Origin of the sequence: Desulfofundulus australicus DSM 11792 (genome assembly GCF_900129285.1) — a bacterium.
GTDB classification, from domain to species: Bacteria; Bacillota; Desulfotomaculia; order Desulfotomaculales; family Desulfovirgulaceae; genus Desulfofundulus; species Desulfofundulus australicus.
In genome coordinates, this window is the sequence record NZ_FQUW01000045.1 from 1 (window position 1) to 19759 (window position 19759).

The 19759-nt window shown below is 45.2% G+C and carries 22 protein-coding genes and 2 pseudogenes; 11 read left to right on the top strand and 13 right to left on the bottom strand.

The features are described 5' to 3' along the window. The 6 genes and pseudogenes from BUB44_RS13425 to BUB44_RS13450 form a co-directional block, all read left to right on the top strand. Positions 1 to 188: pseudogene (locus BUB44_RS13425) on the top strand (group II intron reverse transcriptase/maturase); the annotation flags it as partial. Positions 189 to 505: 317 nt separating this feature from the next. Continuing rightward, a complete protein-coding gene (locus BUB44_RS13430) occupies positions 506 to 1390 on the top strand; it encodes a phosphate ABC transporter substrate-binding protein (RefSeq protein ID WP_073167205.1) in 885 nt (294 codons plus the stop codon). Between the two features lie 103 nt (positions 1391 to 1493). Next, positions 1494 to 2453, top strand: a complete 960-nt coding sequence (gene pstC, locus BUB44_RS13435; protein ID WP_114362194.1) for a phosphate ABC transporter permease subunit PstC — start codon at positions 1494 to 1496, stop codon at positions 2451 to 2453. Then, positions 2450 to 3334 (top strand): phosphate ABC transporter permease PstA, encoded by an 885-nt coding sequence (gene pstA / locus BUB44_RS13440; RefSeq protein WP_013822470.1) that lies wholly within the window; start codon positions 2450 to 2452, stop codon positions 3332 to 3334. The genes pstC and pstA overlap by 4 nt, the downstream gene beginning before the upstream one ends. 225 nt (positions 3335 to 3559) lie before the next feature. Next, positions 3560 to 3871: an STAS domain-containing protein gene (locus BUB44_RS13445; protein WP_073167207.1), complete on the top strand. Its 312-nt coding sequence runs from the start codon at positions 3560 to 3562 to the stop codon at positions 3869 to 3871. Positions 3872 to 3986: 115 nt separating this feature from the next. Further along, on the top strand, positions 3987 to 4658 hold the full coding sequence (locus tag BUB44_RS13450; RefSeq protein WP_242655990.1) for a zinc dependent phospholipase C family protein: 672 nt from the start codon (positions 3987 to 3989) through the stop codon (positions 4656 to 4658). A gap of 73 nt (positions 4659 to 4731) precedes the next feature. Here the strand turns inward: BUB44_RS13450 and BUB44_RS13455 are convergent, their stop codons facing one another. Then, a complete protein-coding gene (locus BUB44_RS13455; RefSeq protein WP_073167246.1) occupies positions 4732 to 5013 on the bottom strand; it encodes a DUF503 domain-containing protein in 282 nt (93 codons plus the stop codon). Between the two features lie 174 nt (positions 5014 to 5187). Here BUB44_RS13455 and BUB44_RS13460 point away from each other — a divergent pair, with 174 nt between their 5' ends. The 4 genes from BUB44_RS13460 to BUB44_RS13475 all read left to right on the top strand — a co-directional run bounded on the left by BUB44_RS13460 (position 5188) and on the right by BUB44_RS13475 (position 8856). After that, positions 5188 to 6417: a quaternary amine ABC transporter ATP-binding protein gene (locus BUB44_RS13460; RefSeq protein WP_073167212.1), complete on the top strand. Its 1230-nt coding sequence runs from the start codon at positions 5188 to 5190 to the stop codon at positions 6415 to 6417. A 260-nt stretch (positions 6418 to 6677) separates the two neighbouring features. After that, the gene (locus BUB44_RS13465; RefSeq protein ID WP_423219800.1) at positions 6678 to 7253 is read left to right on the top strand and encodes an ABC transporter permease; all 576 of its coding nucleotides are present in this window, start codon (positions 6678 to 6680) and stop codon (positions 7251 to 7253) included. A 2-nt stretch (positions 7254 to 7255) separates the two neighbouring features. Further along, positions 7256 to 8158: a glycine betaine ABC transporter substrate-binding protein gene (locus BUB44_RS13470; protein WP_073167218.1), complete on the top strand. Its 903-nt coding sequence runs from the start codon at positions 7256 to 7258 to the stop codon at positions 8156 to 8158. Between the two features lie 389 nt (positions 8159 to 8547). Then, entirely contained in the window at positions 8548 to 8856 is a 309-nt protein-coding gene (locus tag BUB44_RS13475) for a hypothetical protein (RefSeq protein WP_073167221.1), read from the top strand. A 3-nt stretch (positions 8857 to 8859) separates the two neighbouring features. Here BUB44_RS13475 and BUB44_RS13480 read toward each other — a convergent pair whose 3' ends face one another. The 12 genes from BUB44_RS13480 to BUB44_RS15900 all read right to left on the bottom strand — a co-directional run bounded on the left by BUB44_RS13480 (position 8860) and on the right by BUB44_RS15900 (position 18700). After that, a complete protein-coding gene (locus tag BUB44_RS13480; RefSeq protein ID WP_073167224.1) occupies positions 8860 to 9408 on the bottom strand; it encodes a DUF2179 domain-containing protein in 549 nt (182 codons plus the stop codon). Between the two features lie 53 nt (positions 9409 to 9461). After that, on the bottom strand, positions 9462 to 10628 hold the full coding sequence (locus tag BUB44_RS13485) for a glycosyltransferase family 4 protein (RefSeq protein ID WP_073167227.1): 1167 nt from the start codon (positions 10626 to 10628) through the stop codon (positions 9462 to 9464). Positions 10629 to 10698: 70 nt separating this feature from the next. Continuing rightward, positions 10699 to 11187 (bottom strand): hypothetical protein, encoded by a 489-nt coding sequence (locus BUB44_RS13490; protein WP_073167230.1) that lies wholly within the window; start codon positions 11185 to 11187, stop codon positions 10699 to 10701. Between the two features lie 115 nt (positions 11188 to 11302). Continuing rightward, the gene (locus BUB44_RS13495) at positions 11303 to 12178 is read right to left on the bottom strand and encodes a B12-binding domain-containing radical SAM protein (RefSeq protein WP_073167232.1); all 876 of its coding nucleotides are present in this window, start codon (positions 12176 to 12178) and stop codon (positions 11303 to 11305) included. A gap of 17 nt (positions 12179 to 12195) precedes the next feature. Continuing rightward, positions 12196 to 12483 carry a late competence development ComFB family protein gene (locus BUB44_RS13500; protein ID WP_073167235.1) on the bottom strand — a complete coding sequence of 96 codons (288 nt, stop codon included), beginning with the start codon at positions 12481 to 12483 and terminating at the stop codon, positions 12196 to 12198. 14 nt (positions 12484 to 12497) lie between these two features. Beyond that, a complete protein-coding gene (locus tag BUB44_RS13505; protein WP_027357414.1) occupies positions 12498 to 12968 on the bottom strand; it encodes an HAD family hydrolase in 471 nt (156 codons plus the stop codon). A gap of 41 nt (positions 12969 to 13009) precedes the next feature. Then, the gene (locus tag BUB44_RS13510) at positions 13010 to 14110 is read right to left on the bottom strand and encodes a 6-phosphofructokinase (RefSeq protein ID WP_027357415.1); all 1101 of its coding nucleotides are present in this window, start codon (positions 14108 to 14110) and stop codon (positions 13010 to 13012) included. Positions 14111 to 14122: 12 nt separating this feature from the next. Further along, the gene (locus BUB44_RS13515) at positions 14123 to 14899 is read right to left on the bottom strand and encodes an alpha/beta fold hydrolase (protein WP_027357417.1); all 777 of its coding nucleotides are present in this window, start codon (positions 14897 to 14899) and stop codon (positions 14123 to 14125) included. 60 nt (positions 14900 to 14959) lie between these two features. Next, entirely contained in the window at positions 14960 to 15115 is a 156-nt protein-coding gene (locus BUB44_RS15490) for a hypothetical protein (protein WP_165611052.1), read from the bottom strand. 45 nt (positions 15116 to 15160) lie between these two features. Continuing rightward, a complete protein-coding gene (locus BUB44_RS13520; protein ID WP_073167237.1) occupies positions 15161 to 17902 on the bottom strand; it encodes a UPF0182 family membrane protein in 2742 nt (913 codons plus the stop codon). Between the two features lie 77 nt (positions 17903 to 17979). Next, the gene (locus BUB44_RS13525) at positions 17980 to 18162 is read right to left on the bottom strand and encodes a hypothetical protein (protein WP_073167240.1); all 183 of its coding nucleotides are present in this window, start codon (positions 18160 to 18162) and stop codon (positions 17980 to 17982) included. A gap of 130 nt (positions 18163 to 18292) precedes the next feature. Beyond that, positions 18293 to 18700 carry a hypothetical protein gene (locus tag BUB44_RS15900; RefSeq protein ID WP_242655989.1) on the bottom strand — a complete coding sequence of 136 codons (408 nt, stop codon included), beginning with the start codon at positions 18698 to 18700 and terminating at the stop codon, positions 18293 to 18295. 900 nt (positions 18701 to 19600) lie between these two features. On the opposite strand from BUB44_RS15900, the pseudogene BUB44_RS15180 reads away from it, so the two are divergent. Next, positions 19601 to 19759 (top strand): annotated as a pseudogene (locus tag BUB44_RS15180) (ISLre2 family transposase); the annotation flags it as partial.

A 19759-nucleotide genomic window follows, 5' to 3' on the forward strand; every position in this document is an offset into this window, starting at 1 on the left:
TGGAAGGCTGGATGCGGAGGAGGCTGCGCATGTGCCTCTGGAAGCAGTGGAAGCGAGTGCGGACAAGGTACCGCGAGCTACGTGCACTGGGATTGCCTGAATGGGTAGTACATGAATTCGCCAACGCTCGCAAAGGGCCATGGCGGATGGCCCACGGGCCAATGAATAGAGCCCTGGGCAACGCCTGACTTTCAGTCCCAGGGCCTGATGAGCTTAACCGAACGCTATTCTTATCTTCGTCAAGCTTGGTGAACCGCCGGATGCGGACCCGCATGTCCGGTGGTGTGAGAGGACGGGGGCTAGCCGCCCCCTCCTACTCGATTTTGAATTTGGTTGGGCACGGAAAACATGTAGATTAAATTCCTTTTAACATAAATTTAATCTGTAGTTAACCGAGGGATAACTCACCCGTAACACTTCTACTTTACAATGTTCCTGGTAAAAATAATGCAGCCCCCAGAGGCTGCTTGAGATAAAAATAGTAAAAAAGAAAAAGGGGGAGCAAATGTTGGGAAATAGGGCAAAGAGGATGCTGGTGCTGGCTGCAGGGCTGGTGCTGGTAGTGGCCCTGGCCGGTTGTGGTGGGCAACCTTCCGGTGGACAAGCAGAGATTGCAGGTAACCTTACGGCGGTTGGTTCTACAGCCATGCAACCGCTGGTGGAACAGGCTGCCACCCAGTTCATGGCTAAAAATCCCAAGGCACAGATTGTGGTCCAGGGTGGCGGCAGCGGTACCGGCCTGACCCAGGTGGCCTCCGGTGCGGCGGATATCGGTAACTCCGATATTTTTGCTGAAGAAAAGAGCGGTATTGATGCCTCCCAGTTAGTGGACCACAAAGTTTGTGTGGTGGGGATGGCCACCGTGGTCAACCCCGGCGTAACGGTGGATAACTTGACCAAACAGCAGTTGGTGGATATCTTCACAGGCAAGATTACCAACTGGAAGGAAGTTGGCGGACCGGATCAGAAAATTGTGGTCATCCATCGGCCCAAGGGTTCCGGCACCCGCGCCACCTTCAAGAAATTTGCCCTGGGTGGCGTGGAAGACAGCGCCCCCGGTATGGAGCAGGATTCTTCCGGCACCGTGCGCAAGATGGTTGCCGAAACACCGGGCGCTATCTCTTACCTGGCACTGTCTTACATTGACAATAGTGTTAAGGCCCTCAAGCTCGATGGGGTGGAACCCACTGTAGAAAATATTGTCAACGGCAAGTATCCGGTATGGGCTTACCAGCACATGTACACCAAAGGTGAACCCACCGGCTTAAAGAAGGCCTTCCTGGATTACATGCTCGGTGACGAGGTACAGGGTCAACTGGTTGAGAAAATGGGTTATATCCCCATTACCAAGATGCAGGTAGAACGGGATGCCCAGGGTAATGTAACCTAGAAATAAGGTCTAGGATTCAGCTTTAGACGGTGGCGGGGTAGCCGGCGGTTATGGAACCGGCACTGCCTCGCTGCCTTTCGTGTTGTCAGAAGAGGAGGTAGTTATGCACAAGGAATTTTCCCCGGAGCCGGATGCAGAAAAAAGCTTCCGGGTCCCGGATAAAGGGAATATTCAAAGGCGCAAAAGATGCGGGGAATTTTTGGGGCGCTCGGCGGCCTTTCTGGCAGCAGCACTGGTAGTGTTACTCACTATGTCTATTATTTATTTCATTGGGAGTAAAGGACTGGCCACCTTTACGGCGCACGGAGTCAGGGTTACCGAGTTCCTTTTCAGCACCCAATGGTGGCCCGACCGGCCCCTTGAGGAAGGCGGCCCTGCTGTTGGCTCATTAACTTTCATTTTGGGTTCCCTCCTGGTTTCCCTGCTGGCGGTGGCCGTAAGCGCACCCTTGAGCGTCGTTGTTGCTGTTTTTATGGTGGAAATTGCGCCCGTATGGGGACAAAGAGTATTGCAACCGGCCATTGAGATTCTCGCCGGCATACCCTCGGTGGTTTACGGTTATGTGGGTTTAAGCCTGCTGGTGCCTTTTATCCGCAATTATTTAGGTGGGGAAGGGTTTTCCGTTTTGGCCGGTTTTATTGTTCTTTCGATCATGATTTTACCAACCATAATCAGCGTATCTACCGACAGTTTGCGGGCCCTGCCGCCCCAGTGGAAGGAAGCGGCGCTGGCCCTGGGTTCCACCCGCTGGCAGACCATCCGTCTGGTGCTGGTGCCGGCGGCCCGCTCGGGTTTAATTACGGCCGTTGTCCTGGGCCTGGCCCGGGCCTTTGGTGAGGCCCTGGCCGTACAAATGGTGATTGGCAACACCCGGACCATTCCCCATTCACTTCTCGATCCAACGATTACTTTAACCAGCGCCATCACCATGGATATGGGGTATACCATCATGGGCTCTCTGTGGAACAGCGCCCTGTGGTCCATGGGTTTGATTCTCCTGCTCATGTCTTTCCTGTTTATTATGGTTATTCGGGTGGTCGTGCGGGGAGGGATGGTTAGATGAATGCCCGGTTGGCGGATCGTCTGGCTACCATCATGTTCTGGATGGGTGCCGCTGCGGTTCTGGCTATTTTAGCTTTGCTTTTGGGCTATATTCTCTGGCACGGCATCCGGGTCATTGATTGGCGTTTTCTGACCATGCCCCCCCAGACCATTGCTGCAGGCGGTGGGGTGGGACCACAGATTTTCAACTCCTTTTATTTGCTCCTGTTAACCATGTTCATTACCGCCCCCCTCGGTTTGCTGGCAGGTATTTACCTGGCCGAATACGCCGGTAAGGGGCGTGTTACCGAATACATCCGCCTGTCCATCGAAACCCTTACCTCCTTGCCTTCCATTGTGGTGGGCTTGTTTGGTCTGCTTATCTTTGTCAACATGACCGGATGGGGGTATAGCTTAATGTCCGGGGCGCTGGCCCTGGCGGTGATTAACTTGCCGCTAATGGTGCGGATTTCCGAAGAATCCATTCGCAGCGTTCCCTCTGAGCTAAGGGAGGCCAGCCTGGCCCTGGGGGCCACTCGCTGGGAAACCATGTGGCGGGTGATATTGCCTTCCGCCTTTCCCGGTCTGGTTACTGGGGCCATTATTGCTGCCGGTAGGGTTTTTGGTGAGGCGGCGGCCTTGCTGTATACTGCCGGCATGAGCAGCCCCATTTTAAATTTCTCCGATCTCAATCCCTTGAGTCCCACTTCGCCCCTAAATCCCTTCCGTCCAGCCGAAACCCTGGCGGTGCACATCTGGAAAATCAATTCCGAAGCCCTGATCCCCGATGTGCGCCGGGTGGCCGACGGTTCGTCTGCCGTGCTTATTCTGGTTGTACTGCTTTTTAATATTTGTGCCCGCTGGCTGGGCCGGCGCATCTACCGCCGTTTGACCGCTACGTAATTTTGTCACACATTACGGGGAGGGCAGTTTAAGTAGAGAATCCCGGGAAGAATTTTACTGGCCGGCCCGGCAGGCATTTTACCGCATATTGGCCGGCCTTTTTTATCTAGCTGTGAAAGGTTCCGCAAAACATGCTAAAAGTTCATAAGCAATTAACCATGGTTTAATTAAAACTTACCAGCAGGTTAATAAAAGAACGTTATAATAAAGGCCAGGAGGTGAGGCTTGTTGGTTAAGATCTGGCGAGATGGCAATTCCCTTCGCGTGAGCGGTATTGTGGTGAACCACCATTTTAAGAAGTTACAAAGGGTACTGGAAGATATGGCCCGGGAAGAAGGGCACATTGTCCTGGATTTGCGTGAACTGGAGTTTATTGATGAGCCGGGAGTATGCCAGCTTTTTAGTTTCATTGATCAACTCTCTCAACGAGGTATCCGGGTGGAACCGATCAATGCTCAGGACAAGGTGCTTACCAAGTTTCTTGTAGTGGGACTCCGACTCTGGTTGGACGAGCAAATCTTTACTAAGGTGGGGTAATAATTCCCACCCTTTGATAAAAAGGTGGGGTCGAGTTTTCCCCCGTATGCGCTGATTAATCCCTGCAAAATCAGGTTATGATAATAGAGTGCTTACGGGGGAGGACTTGCCATTGGTGATTAACCCTTCGACGTGGGCCATAGCCAAGCGGTTCTTAGCCGTGGCCGATCCTTTGCAAAACCTGGTGGACCGCGGGGGAGTTACCCACACTTTTTGTAACCAGCAGGCTTTAACCATTTTAGAACAGGATGGCTTAAAAGAACTGGTCCGATTGTTGCGCGAGCACCTGGTGGCATTTAACCGGGGCACCCTCTGGGCAGACCGGGGGTGGAAATGTTTCGCCCACTACCTGGACCCCCATTCCGGTAGGGGCCTCGGATCATGGCCCGATGCGGCCGGTGAGTGCGAGGAATATTTTCAAAAAGCGCTGTCCTGCTGGTATCAAGGGAAAAAGGATTTGGCCTTTTTTTACCTGGGAGCCGCCGTTCACCTGGTGCAGGATTTATGTGTTCCCCATCATGCGCGCGGCGTAGCTTTTAACGGGCATCAACGATATGAAGCCTGGGTGCGGGAACACTGTGGCCTCTTCAGGGTTGACCGCGGTGGCTATTACCAGGTTGCTTCCCGGGCCGGTGATTGGGTTTATGCCAATGCCCGCCTGGCCAGGGAATATTACCCCCGGGTTAGCGCCGGGCAGGAATATCACGAAGTCACCGGTGTGCTGCTGGGCCTGGCCCAGCGCACCACTGCCGGCTTTTTAGCTTACTTTTTAAGTCGGGTTACGTGACCTTTATCCTAAAGCCCACTACCTCCTTCTTCAATATAAAGGGACTGCGGTACAATACCGTCAGTCCCGTTTTTTACAGTAGCTCCATCCGCATATCCAGCAATTCCACCGTTCCCAAGCCTTCAACAAAACGCACCACTGCAGTTAGGGTCTGGTGAACATGGGCGCTATCGTTACTGATAAAAGACACCCCTATGGTAGAGAAGTGCCAGGTATCCTGTTTACCTACTTCAGCTACCGAAACGTTGTAGCGGGCCTTTACCTTATCCAGTAAACTTTTTAACACCCGCCGCTTGCCTTTTAGAGAATTAGCTTCGCTCATGCGTAACTCCATTACCAGTATGCCTACAACCAATATGCGTTCCTCCTGATCCCACGAATTTGTATCCAACATGGTGCTGATCTGCATTTCTGATGTATTATTTGGCGTGGGAAACCGTTTTTCCTTCAATTCAGCCAGCAGCATCCCACTTCCGCCAACTTAGCAAGTATAGACGGGTTGACTGGTATATTTGTTCATTGATAAAATATGAAAGCAAAAAGTTTTTATTGGGAAAGGAGGTTCACGGATACGGATAAAATCAAGGTTCAGGGACTGGTGAAGATTTTTGGGTCTAATCCCGAAAGTGCCCTGTCTCTGCTCGATCAGGGATGGGGTAAAGAACAAATATTAGCCAGGACCCGGCAGACCGTTGCCGTTAATAACGTCAATTTTGCGGTGCGTGAAGGGGAAGTCTTTGTCATCATGGGACTTTCCGGAAGTGGAAAATCTACCGTCTTGCGCTGTATTAACCGCCTCGTAGAGCCTACCAGGGGTAAAGTGTTTATCGATGATGAAGATGTTACTGCCGCCAACGATGTGCGCCTGCGGGAAATCAGGCGCAAGAAGGTGGGCATGGTTTTTCAGCGTTTTGCCCTTTTCCCCCACCGCACGGTGCTGGACAATGTGGCCTACGGGCTGGAAATTCAAGGGGTAGAAAGGGACGAGCGCTATGCCCGGGCACGGGAAATGCTGGCACTGGTTGGGTTGAACGAATGGGAGATGGCCCTGCCGGACCAGCTGAGTGGAGGAATGCAGCAGCGGGTGGGGTTGGCCCGCGCTCTGGCGAGCGATCCCGATATCCTTTTAATGGACGAGGCTTTCAGTGCCCTGGATCCCTTGATCCGCCGGGAGATGCAAAATGAGCTGCTGTCCTTGCAGAGCAAGGTGAATAAAACCATCATTTTTGTTACCCATGACCTGGACGAGGCCTTAAAGATTGGCGACCGCATTGCCCTGATGAAGGACGGCAGCATTGTCCAGGTAGGTACCCCTGAGGAAATCCTGACCCGGCCGGCCGATGAGTATGTGGCTAAATTTGTCGAAGACGTGGATGTAACCAGGGTGCTGACAGCTGAAGATGTGATGCGGCCGGCGGGAACCGTATCCTTAAAAGACGGCCCGCGGGTAGCCCTGCGCCGCATGCGTAAGGAAGGCTTTTCCAGTATCTTTGTGGTAACCCGTGATTGTAAATTAGCAGGGCTGATCACGGCGGAGGAAGCTTTGGAAGCAAGCGAAAGTAACAAGGAGGATCTCTCGAAAGTTTTGCGCCATGATTTTCCTACTGCGACCCCTGAGACTCCATTAAATGATCTAATCCCGCTCCTGGCCCATTCCAAATTTCCCCTGGCCGTTATCGATGATCAGAAACGTCTGTTAGGAGTTATTGTGCGCGGAGCATTGCTAGCAGCCCTGGTACGGAAAGGGGGAATGAAGTGATTTTCAGTATTCCTTTAGGTCACTGGGTAGAGCTGTTTATTAATTTCCTCAAGGAACATTGCGGTGGTTTTTTTAACTTTATCAATGATAATCTTGATAATTTGATGGGGCTTTTAACCAGCCTATTTTTGGTGATAAACCCGTACATTTTGATTATATTGCTAGTTGCACTGATCTGGTTTTTTAGCAAGAGAAATGTAGCTTTATGGAGTGGTATTGGTCTGTTGCTTATTTATAACCTTAGCCTTTGGGAAGCGGCTATGGAAACCCTGGTTCTGGTAATTTGTGCAACGTTATTAGCCCTGCTTCTAGGGTTACCTGTGGGTATATTAACTGCGTGGAGCAACCTGGTGCACAGGGTGACCATGCCCATTCTCGATTTTATGCAGACTATGCCTCCCTTTGTTTATTTAGTACCCGCAGTAATTCTATTAGGTATTGGCAGGGTACCGGCTCTTCTGGCTACGGTAATCTTTGCCATGCCGCCGGTGATCAGGCTAACGGGTCTGGGTATCAGGCAGGTTCCCGTGGATTTTCTGGAAGTAGCGGAAGCCTTCGGTTCTACACGTGCCCAAAAATTATTAAAAGTGCAACTGCCGCTGGCTTTGCCCACGATTATGGCTGGTATTAACCAGTGTATCATGTTGTCACTATCCATGGTCGTAATAGCGGCTATGATTGGGGCTGGAGGTTTGGGTGGCGAGGTGTTGCGTGGCCTGCAAAGGCTGGACATTCCCCGGGGTTTTGAAGGCGGGTTGGCCATTGTTATCCTGGCCATCATTCTGGATAGGGTTACCCAGGCTCTAGGGCAGAAAGATAAAAGAAAGGGGAATTAAATATGCTCAGAAAATACCGGGTAATGATGTTACCTGTATTTATTTTATTTCTTGTAACTGCTGTTTTTGGCTGTACGACAACAACAGCTGAAAAGGAAAGCAGTCAAGGAACGATTAAGGATAAATTTAACGGGGAGATTATAGGTATCGAACCTGGGGCAGGAATCATGAAGGCCACTGAAAAAGCAATTGAAGAATACAATCTTGACTATACTTTAAAAGATGGTTCCAGTGCTGCTATGGTGGCTGCGTTGAAGTCGGCCATCGAAAGCAAAAAGTGGATTGTGGTTACCGGCTGGACGCCCCACTGGATGTTTGCCAGGTGGGACCTCAAGTACCTGGAAGATCCCAAGGGAGTTTATGGAGGGGAAGAGCACATAGCCACCATTGCGCGCAAAGGTTTGCAGAAAGATGCTCCGGCTGCGTATCAAATGCTGGATGCATTTTATTGGCAACCGTCTGACATGGAAGCGGTAATGCTGGATATTAATGCAAACAAAATGGATCCCGATGAAGCGGCCCAAAAGTGGATCCGGGAAAATGAGGATAAAGTGAAAAAGTGGATTCCCGAAGGGGTACCCAAGGGTAACCTGAAGAAAATCAAGCTGGGCTATGTGGAGTGGGATTCTGAAATTGCTAGTACTCATGTGGTGAAGCATGTACTCTTAAAGATGGGTTATGATGTTGAACTCAAAGCAGTGGATGCTGGAGTTATGTGGACGGGTATTGGTGCCGGGCAATTTGATGCCATTGTAGCTGCTTGGTTACCGTATACCCACGGAGATTACTACGATCAGGTAAAGGATAAGGTAGAAAACCTTGGCCCCAATCTGGAGGGAGCAAAGATAGGTCTGGTCGTTCCGAAATACGTAACTATTAATTCCATAGAAGAATTGAATAATTAAATAATATGGTTTTAAGGGGTAAGCCGGCGGCATTAAACTTTTGGGAGTAGTATTTTTACTACTCCTCCTTTTTTAATGTTGCTTGATAAATATCATATATATCAACTACTTATTAGGCAAATGTAAGTAGTGTATCGTTTTTCTAATCACTTTATTAAACTAATTACAAAGGCCATTTCAATTCAGGATGGTTCCTATAATAAGTATTATGTCAACCGGCCCCGGAAATTCCTGCCACTTCGTTGCGCTCCGGGCCGGGCACTGCGCTTGCAAAAGCCTTGTGGCTTCACGGCTGTTTATAAATCAAGTCATTGAATACAAATCGAATTGAATTATAATATAGATGTGAATGGCCTATTTTAGCTTTGTTATGGGGGGGGTATAATTTTATGTTACGTAATATTTTCATGTTCCTTTTTGTTTGTTTTTTTGTAACGCTAACTGCCTGTTCACGGGTTGATGATAAGGTAAATAATAACCAGGTACCTGATATATCTGGAGAACGTTTTGAGCGTTTTAAAGTAATTTATGAACATCCTGAGACAAAGAATTTAGGCGGCTTTACTGTTTTACGGGATACTGTAACTGGACAGGAGTATTTAGTTATTACCGGACTGAATGGTGCTCCAGCAGTTATTCCACTAAAAGAAAATTCACCATCGAGCGACCAGGCTGCAATTACGGTACCCGATTATTGAAAACTATTTTCCCAATCTGCTACCTTTAGCTGGAAATACTCCTCCATGGATTAATCGTGCATCGGATACATTAAAAAATATATTGGGGTCTAAATTATTTAAAATGGATAAAGCTTTTTGCAGATCTCGTCTCTTCAATAAGACAAACAGTACCGTTCTTTCTCCACACTGGCCCTGACAATCCACGCTGGTAACACCAAAACCTTCCTGACGCAATTTATTAATAAGATGTGGGGTTAATTGTGGTTCGGGAAATACCTGCAGTGAAAGGTATCCCAGGGCAAGCTTGTTCTCAATAAAACTACCAATGTAGTTACCTGTTGCAAATCCACCCGCGTATGCGATCACTTTTAATGGATCATCTAATCCCCCGGCCAGTACTTTATTGAGTGCTAAAATAAATATTGACACCTCAAGAAAACCAATAATAGCTGCCAGTAACCGTTTATCTCTCATTAACATCAGTACTCTAATAACATCTAAGGACATATCTAATACCCGGGCAAAAAAAATAAATAGGTAGCCACCCAATAGCGGCAGCCATGTTTCCACCAGTTTTCCCTCCAGGAAGCAGACTTTTTTATGTCTATTTTATATTGAATTGCTTATATTGAATTGCTTAAAAATTGATCATGTTTTTCATTTAATAAAGCATGATACTCAGCGATTAAATTTAATGCCGAGCGATGAGATGAAAGTTGTTGTGCGTTAATTTTGGCCCGTCGGGATAATTTTTGTTTGAGCTCCTTATTTAAAATGAGCTCTTTAATTTTTTCAACATAGATTTCCTTACTTTCAGGAAGTAAAAAGCCATCTTCACCATCCTTAATCATTTCGCTTGACCCATATGCTTTAATGGCAACTACAGGTAATCCGGCTGCTTTTGCTTCGGCCAAAACTAATCCTTGGGTTTCAGTTTTAGAAGCAAAAACAAAAATATCAGCCCCGAGATAACAATTAATAACTTCATTTCGATTTAAAGTGCCGGTGAAAATAACCTGTTCTTCTATACCAAGCTGGTGTGTTAATTTTTTTAAATTGTTATATTCTGGTCCCCCACCTACCAGAACAAGTTTAATATTAGGGTTAGTAATATAAAGTTCTGCAAAGGCATATAACAGAAATACAATATTCTTTTCTTGTCCCAGCCGTCCGACACAGAGTAATATAGTTTCCTCTGGTTTAATGTTATATTTCTTTCTTAACCAGTAGATGTCGCCATTATTAAAATCATCCAGGTTGATGCCTGTTGGTATAACTTTTATTTTTGTATATACCCCAAGGTTTCTTAAATGATCTTTAATAATTGAAGTTGGTGTAATTACTAAATCGCATTTATTGCAAAAATCACGACAAAAGCGCCTGGTTAATTCCCTGGTTACGCTTCGGGCAAAAGGTACGTAATGAACGTATTGATCATATAAAGTATGAAAAGTAAATACCAGGGGAATTTTGAGTTTACGAGCATAGCGGGCACCTACCCGTCCTACAAGAAATGGTGAATGAACATGAATGATATCCGGTTTCCACTGGGTTAATGTTGGTTTTAAACGAAATGAAAATGGTAATGCCAGCGTAAAATCCCGGTTTGTAGGAGCGGGAAAAGATGGAAATCGAAAGACCCCTTCTTCTTTCGAACAGTTAGGATAATTGGGGGCAAAAATATATATTTCATGTCCCAGTTTGGTTAATTCAGCTGTAAAGGTATCTATCGAACGTACCACTCCACTGGTATAGGGACGGTAACTATCGGTAAAAATACCGATTCTCAAAAATATTCCACCCCTCTATATAATAATAATTTATCTCTGATTTTACCTTTTAATTATATGATATTCTTAATTATATGATATTCGGGCTTATTATTCCAAGGGTATTCGATTCTTTTTCCCAGCGATAGTCAGCGGATATTATGCGCCAGCCTGATAAGGTTTTATGTAAACTAAAATATCCGGTTCCCTCTTGTATTTGTCCGCTAATAAGATCCTTGTTGACCATGTCTATTTTAAGAGTTACCTTTTCCGTTGAAATAGATGTTATATAAATGGCGCTTACAAAAGTTTGAACGTACCAGTCCGTAGGCTGCGATATAAAATTCCACGCCCTTTTACTAATAGTGGATAAAATAGGCTCTGCATAATATTTCCCCAGTTTCTCTCTAACTTCATATATATTTCGAGCCTGCCACCAGGTTTTATCTTCCACTGCCCCTTTTACAACTGCATATATATCGTCGTATTGCATTTTTATTGGGCTGCTGACAGCGAGGTGATTTTCCCCTCTGATTAATAAAAAAATTACGGCTAAAGTAACAATGGGCCAGAATCTCATAAATACTCCCCCTTTTCTTTTTAGTGGATATAGATATAGTTTATATACGCCAACAGGTAAAAATATCCTGTTATTATCTGGAAAAGGGGGAGAAAATTTTTTCTTATTTTATTTTTTATAAACCTCTTATATAATCTGGACGTAATGGTATACTACCAGGCTCATTTAAGGCCTTATCCAGCACGTAGATAAGTTTATCCTTATCTCTTTTTAAATAACCCCTTAAAGGGAGGTAATTGGAGGCGTGATTGCAACGAAAAAGACAGTTATCTATTTCCAAACCTTCAATTAACCATTTTAATTCCTGTAAAGATTCCTGTGGGGTTAGTAGCGTAAACTTACCTTCCTGTACTTCTTTAAAAAGTGGGGTTCCGGGTACAACGATAAGAGTTAGGGCAGCCAGGTAAGTGGGATTAATGGCATTTATAACCCTGGCGGTAGCCTGGGCGTGTTCACGGGAATATTCCTTCCCTCCGAGGCCCGTAATTACAGTTACTGAAAGCTCAAATCCAGCATCCAGGGCGCGCCGGCAGGCTTGAATCATTTCATTAGCATTAACCCCTTTATGCATTTTTTTTAATATCACATCGCTACCGCTTTCAACTCCCAGATAAAGTAATTTCAGACCTGCCATTCTCAATTCACTTAATTCATCAAGTTCTTTATATAAAAGATCCCGCGGGCCGGCATAACAGGACACCCGTTCTAATTCGGGAAAATAATTGTAAAGGTGCTTTAATAAATTTAAGAGACTTTGTGTTTCCATGGTTAAAGCATTACCATCCGCCAGAAAAATACGTTTAACTCCCTGGTCAAAACGTGACGCTATCTCTATGTCTGCCATGATTTCAGCCTGGGATCGTACACGAAATTTTTTGCCCTTGTACATACCACAAAAAGCACAGGCATTATGAGAACACCCCAGAGTGACCTGCAAAATTAAACTGCTGGCTTCGCTGGGCGGACGGAAAAGAGGAGGTTCGTACAGCATTTTTCTCCCCCCATTTATCATGGCCTGGATTTATCGTGCCTGGGGTTGGCTGCAACTTGCTTGATAGCACTGGTAATAGCAGCAATTATTTGTGCCTTACCGCCTATTTGTTCAAAGCTGACTCTGGTCAATATGGTGCCTTCATCTGATACCACATAATGCGGGGGTAATTGATTTAAAGCCAGAGCCATAATATCTTCCTGGCAGTAGATGCAGGTGCAGGTTTGCGGGTTATTTTTGGTATATTCTTTTAGTATCTCTGGCAGAAGACGTTTTACTGCTTCTTCTGTATAATTATGGATCATAATCTTCCCCCTTTTCACAGGCGTAGGGTTGCAATCAGTCTTACAGGATGCAACAATAAATCCAGGCCTTCGCAGATATCTTTCACTACTACATCGGCTGCCAGGAGAGCTTGAACCGAAGCTCCTTCAGGTCCCAATACAGCAATGCCCAGGGCGGCATTTTTTAGCATCAGTGTATCATTGGTTCCATTACCAACAGCAACCGTATTTTGAAGACCTAATCTTTCAATGAATTTTAATTTTTGGTTGACTCCTTTCCCCTGCTTTAAGACTTGTACATGTCCTTTGATGTTCCGGCAGGCCTTTTCACCTGTACCAAAGGTATCGGCTGTAAGAATATGAATCTCTAGTTTTTCGGAAAGTGCGTTTAACCTTTCCTCTACTCCCGAAAGTAGATTGCCATCCTTGGCCAGTGTGCCGTTAAAATCCAGTACCAGATATTTTAATTTGAGCGTTTCCCGTTCCGGTATATCTATGGTAAGCAATTTTCCACGTTACCTCCTATCCTTCAATATCAGGAAAACTGTCAATCACCCAGGCAAATCCCCAGTTGCCTTGCCGATAAAAGCAAATCGCTATCCAGGGGTACGGAGCGTACCTGACCGGTAGCTTCCGCTAAAGGTACGGCATCAATTGCTGCTCCCCTTAGACATACCATATGTCCAAAGCGACCTTCCATAACCAGCCGGACTGCTCCTGTTCCGTAACGTGTGGCCAGTATGCGGTCAAAAGCTGTAGGTGATCCTCCTCTCTGCAGGTGCCCCAGGATGGTAACCCTTGTTTCTTTCCCGGTGGCTTCTTCAACTTGCTGGGCTACCACATGGCCTATGCCGCCCAGGCGAATGGGATCGAAGCTGTCCTCTACCCTTTTTTGAACCACTAATTCCCCGTCTACTGGTTTAGCGCCTTCGGCTACCACAATTATACTGAATTTTTTGCCCTGTATTTCCCTTTGGTTGATCATATCGATAACCTTTTCAATGCGATAGGGGATTTCAGGAATTAATATTACATCAGCACCACCGGCAATGCCGGCAGCCAGTGCTATCCAGCCAGCATAACGTCCCATTACTTCTAGAACCATAACCCGGTGGTGAGATTCGGCCGTGGTATGTAATTTATCCAGGGCTTCGGTAGCTGTTGTTAAAGCCGTATCAAAACCAAAGGTTTGGTCTGTTGCCAGCAAGTCGTTATCAATGGTTTTGGGAACTCCCACCACGGGCAGCCCCTTATCAAAAAGCTCTCTGGCAATAGCCAGGCTACCATCTCCGCCAATGACAATAAGAGCATCAACACCATGTATGCTGATATTTTCAAATATACGATCGCTTACGTCTACGTAAACCTTTTTCCCTCCTTTGATGACGGGATAGTGAAATGGATTGTCGCGGTTGGTAGTGCCGAGAATAGTTCCCCCACGTGGCAGTATGCCAATAACATCTTTTTCTGTAAGCTCTCTTGCCTGGTTTTTTATTAACCCTCCGAAGCCATTTAAGAAGCCTACCACTGAAAGGCCATATTCCCTAATGGCAGCTTTTACCACGGCTCTGATAACGGCATTTAATCCCGGGGCATCGCCTCCTCCGGTTAATAATCCAATTCGCTTGACTTTAACTGGAGTATTCATATTTAAACCTCCTTATACCACGTGCAAGATATTTTCTATAAACCTGTTTATTGCAGCGTTAATTTCTCCTGGCTTTTCCAGCATCATCATATGGCCTGCTCCCTGGATAATTTCCAGCCGGGCCAGGGGTAAATTCCGTTGCAAAAATTCACCATACTTAACCGGTGTCAGCATATCCTGATCGGCAGATATTACCAGGGACGGGACTTTAATTAACGGCAGCATATCCATCAAATCAAAACCATTACAGGCAGTAAAATCAGCCAGGTATACCTTGGGAGGAACAGATTCCATTTCCCTGCGTGCAGCTTCCAGGAGTGAGGCAGGTGCATCTTTACTATAGGCCAGTTGGATTAAATCCGTGTAATATTTCCCCTGCTGAAGAGTTTCCAGTATAGCAGGGAGTACCCGCAAACGGGCACCGGTTCCAATCAAAATCATTCCGGCAAGTTTTTCTGGATATGAGCGGGCAAAATCCAGGGTGATAGCTCCCCCCATCGAATGCCCGGCAAGAATAAACCGGTGGCCGATAAGCTTTTCCGTAAAAGCATTGATAAACTGGCGGTATGCCGTGATATTATCGTACGCTTCTCCTTGTGACTGACCGTGACCGGGCAAATCCACGGCCAGAACCATGTAATTTTCTTTTAGACCGTTAAGCTGGTAAAGCCAGTGGCGGTGACTTCCCCCTGCACCGTGGACAAAAAGGATGGTTTGTTTTGGTTCCTTATCTTTAGGCATTTCAGCTGAGTAGTAATAATTAAGGGAATCAATAGTTATAAAGGGCATTATAATTACCTCCATGAAAAAATTACCGGTTTTGATACCGGTAGAAAGTAAATTATGATTTTAGTGATGACCATGGGCATCACAGCTGTGGGTTGGTTTTTCTTCCCTATCCTCATACTTCTTCCACATGCTTGTAAAAGCAGAGGCAATCACCAGCAGAGCCACTGTGGTAAAAAATCCGAACACAATTCCCTGCCACCACTGTTCAAAAAACACTATTTCCCCCTCCTTTTTTATTCCGCAAATAATACGCGGTAAACATTATTCACTGGCTCGTAAGGTTAATTCGTTTAAAACCTGTTTTAACTGTTGTAATGAATTACCATAGCCGGCCCAGTCTCCGTCTTTTAGTTTCTCCATCGCTTGTTCATAGAGCCTGCTGGCTTCACGGGCCAGTTCGGCTAACCCTGCTTTATTGCTAATGTTGTTAACCCGTTGTTCTGTTACAGAGTGTTCTATTTCTTCTTCGACTCCAAATATACGTCTTAAAGCTTCTCCTAAAGTTGGCTCCATCACCACCTGTTCACCATGAACAACTATAACCCTCCGTAATTCGGGCATCTTACTTTGTTCTGCCTGCAGGTATATAGGTTCTACATATAACAGAGAATCCTTAACCGGTATTACCAGCAGGTTACCCCGGAAGACCCTCGATCCTCGCTGGTCCCAGAGAGATAATTGCTGTGAGATCGTAGTGTCCTGGTTAATGCGCGCTTCGATTTGCATGGGGCCATATACCAGTTCCTGCTTTGGAAACTCATATACCAGCAACCGTCCATAATTTACCCCGTCTGATCTACCGGCCAGCCAGGCTATCATATTCTTTTTATTTTGTGGAATAAAGGGCAGCAGTTGTATATATTCTGGATGTTTTTCACCGGGTAACCTGGTGATAATGTAATAGGCTTCCATGGGCTCTTCTTTATCTTCAACTATTTCCGTTGGCCTGTCCCATTTATCCTCTTTATTGTAAAAAATGCGATAGTCCTCCATGTGATAAAGAGCATATTTCTGCGCTTGAATCATAAAAAGGTCTTCCGGATAACGGATATGGCTCTTAAGAGCCTCGGGCATTTTCTCAAGAGGCTGAAAAACATCCGGAAATATTTTGCTATAGGTTTGAATAATGGGATCGTTTTCATCGATAAGATAAAAACTTACGCTACCATCATAGGCATCAACCACCACCTTCACTGAGTTGCGGATGTAGTTCAGCCGGTGGTTGTAGGGTTCAGCATAAGGAAACATGCTGGTTGTTGTATAGGCATCCCACATCCAGTAGAGCTTGCCGTTGGCCAGGACTATATAGGGGTCTCCATCATAAGTTAGAAAAGGTGCTAACCTGGGTACACGCTCATAAATATTGCGGTAATAAAGAATCTGGCTATCCTGCGTTATGTCCCCAGAAAGAAGAATACGGTAATCCCCAAAAGATATAGCAAACAGTAAACGACGGAATAAAGAATTAACCTTTACCCCCTTATTCCCCTGGTAAAAACACCAGGCATTTTCATCTCCTTTGGGGTAGTCAAATTCCGGATTTTTAGTATTGACTATTACATAGTTATCTGTAAGCTCACCAAAATAAATTTCCGGACGTTCAACTTTTAAGTTTGTATGTGTTGAGGGAGGGATATCTTTAATGGTAAAACTTGGTAAACCCTCCCTTGTTACTTCATTGACCGGGCTCATAACAATTCCATATCCATGGGTATATTTTAAATGCAGGTTTACCCAGGTTTGAGCCTGGGGGGGCAGCTGACTTTGATTTAATTCTCTAGCCGCCACCATTACCTGGCGATAATTTCCATCGATAACATAACGATCGATGTCTATATTTTTCAACTGGTAATAAAGGCGCATTTCCTGTAGTTGACTATAGGTTTGCTGCAAAGGACGGTAATCCCAGAGCCGTATATTATTTATAACTTCCTGGTTATTTGCCAGGTCTTGCGCACTTAACATTTTACCGGCAGGGAATGATTTTCTTTCTATATTATCAAGATTATAAGCCATCCGGGTAAATTTAATTGCATTTTCAATATAAGGTTTTTCCCGCTCCATTTCGTTAGGAACAACTATAAATTTTTGTACCACAGCGGGGTAAATAACACCTAGCACTACGGATCCGGCGATTAAAAAACCAATTGTGTAAAGAACAAACCTGAAGCGTGAAAGAAATATATTTAACAATATAATAACCGAACAGGCGAGGGCCAGGACGAATAGAATTTTATATGCCGGCAGATTAGCGTGGACATCGGTGTAGCCTGGGCCAAAAACCGCACCTCTTTCAGAAAACAGTAACATATACTGTGCGAGATAGTATCCTGCAGCCCGGAAAAGGAAAAAAATTGCCGCCAGGATCGACAGGTGGCATTTAATATGGTTAAACCTGAAAATACTTTTCCATCCACCTGGGTAAGTACTACCTATAAGAATATAAATACCACTTACAATTAACAGGCTAAGAACGGAGGCACCTAATAATAGATGATAGATAAAATGATAAAAGGGTAGCTCGAAGATATAGAATCCTGCATCACGACAAAAAAGTGGATCTTTTACCTCAAAAGTTGTTTTGTGGAGAAATTGTTGCACTAAATTCCAGTTGTCAGTTACGGCTAAACCAGTTAAAAGCGCCGGTATAAGGCTCAATATGGCTAGAAAAACAATTAATTTATTTGAATGTATAAACTTACTCCAGGGAGGATGATAAAGAGTGACAACATCACCGTTATTAATTGTTCTTGTTTCGGCTGCTTTAATTAAAGGACCGCGGGTAAATAATAAATTGATAAAAATAAAGAGGAAAATTATTAAACCTGATAACAATCCTGTGAATAACTTCGAAAATAGAATAGTTAAAAAGATTTCTTCAAAATCTAAAGACTTAAACCATAACCAATCAGTATAAAAATTTGCTCCTCCATATGCCAGAAGTAATACAATTACTGAAGTGAGGAGAATTATTGTTCTGGGGATTTTTGATATTAATTTCAAATAAATAAACCTCCCCAATAGACTATACTACGTCTCTGGGATACTGATTACTTTAAAGGTTAATAAAAATCTAGTTACTACATAGGTTTGGGGTTCTTTTGTGCCTCATCGGCTTCGTGGCGCAGCTTTGCTTCACACAATTGACAGATCATAACAGATTTTTTTGGTTTAAGATCCTCATCCTCATAATCGTCGTAAGTATCAGGATCAAATTCTTCCACTTCAATCATGCGACCGCATATTATGCACCGCGTTCCCACTATGCCCTCTCCCCCCACGGTTATTTTATGTATGTTTATTCGCCATCCCGTAGGATTTTTCCTTCTCCTTTATGTTGGGCAAGCAGATGATACATTGAGCCTGCCGTTTATTCAGCAGGCTCCACATTTTTCAAGAAAAATATTTTTTTAATTCCCTGGCCATATCCTCGGGTACATGTAATGTCCAGGGCTCATTATGTAGTACTTGAAGGTGACTGTAGTCGCTTCCCACCAATGGGTAGATGGTATAACGACCAACGATCCGGGCGGTAATCCAGAAGCCCTGGTCTTCTTTTCGAGCGGCGTAAAGAGCTGCGTTGAAACTGGCAATATTGATTTCATCATAGTAGCGGATAACTTTAAGCAGACCTTCTGCCAGGTCGTATAAATCCCGGTAGTCCAGTTCAGCATAGGTTGTTTTATGAGGTAAAATGGCTGTAACATCACACAGGGCCCGCGGGGCAAATGTGGCTATCCAGTGGGTATTACCAACCTGCCCCAGATAGCGCTCACCCTTTTTAAGTTCATGTTCCAGCAAGTCCTCCCAGAAGTTACTGCCGTTTTGGTCCAGGTAAATTTTGCTGTAATTAATTAAATCTGAATCGTAACGGCAAGGTGTTGGCCCGCATAAAACCTGTAGGTGGGGATGAATTATGGAACCGCCGGCGTAGGGCATATAATTCCAGTTGACAGAGCCATACCTGGCTCTTTCTGGGTCGTATGCTTCTACCCGTTGGAGAAAATTTAGTGATGCCTGGAAACTGTCTGCTATTATCTTGGTTGTAAGGGACTTCATGGGAAGGTAATGCTCCGGACCCATTACAGTTACTCCTGAGTAAATTTCATATGGGGAAAGATTGGGTACCACCACTGCCTGGCCGTATTTAACGCGGCCTCCCGCAACTATATATTCTGGAAAGCGTGGTGTGGCTTTTTCAAGGTTTTCGGGGCAAAAAGGACAGAATCTTTGCCGTGATTCCTCTACGAATGGTGTCCAATCGTGGCGGGGTAATTTGCGATTGCGAAAAGGGAAAATGCGTGTTCTGTGGCCAGTTAGGGGATCAAATCTTATTTCACTACGGAAGCTGCTTAAAGCAAAATCCTGAAAGGGATTATGGAATTCTGTTTCATTTACTATTTTCTTGAACTCAATACCCATAACAAAATCCCTGCGCTTCATGCCCGGTTTGCAGAATTTTATTTGTATCCGGGATAATCAATCGCCCAGGGGTATTTCCCTCCCTTCGAATTTATTATTCTTTATTTTAGCAACAGATACCAAATTTGTCACTTAGCTTTCTATGATTCATATCTCCTGTGTCGCGACAGCTACGTTATGTAATAAAGGTTCAGTAGGCACCAGAAGGGGATCAGCCCCCTGAAAAAGAAATGAGACCTCGCGCGCCCAAAAAACACCAGAAATCGAGTGTGAGGTCTCATGCTAAATATTCGCCAAATAGTGGGTGCAGCCCTTCTTTTCGTCACCGGCCTGGTTAAATTAATTGGTGGGTGCAAAGACTTCTATGAACTTGAAAAAGGTATCCACGAGCTTTGTCAGAAGGTCAGCAACCAAATATTCACCTGGGCACTGGAACAG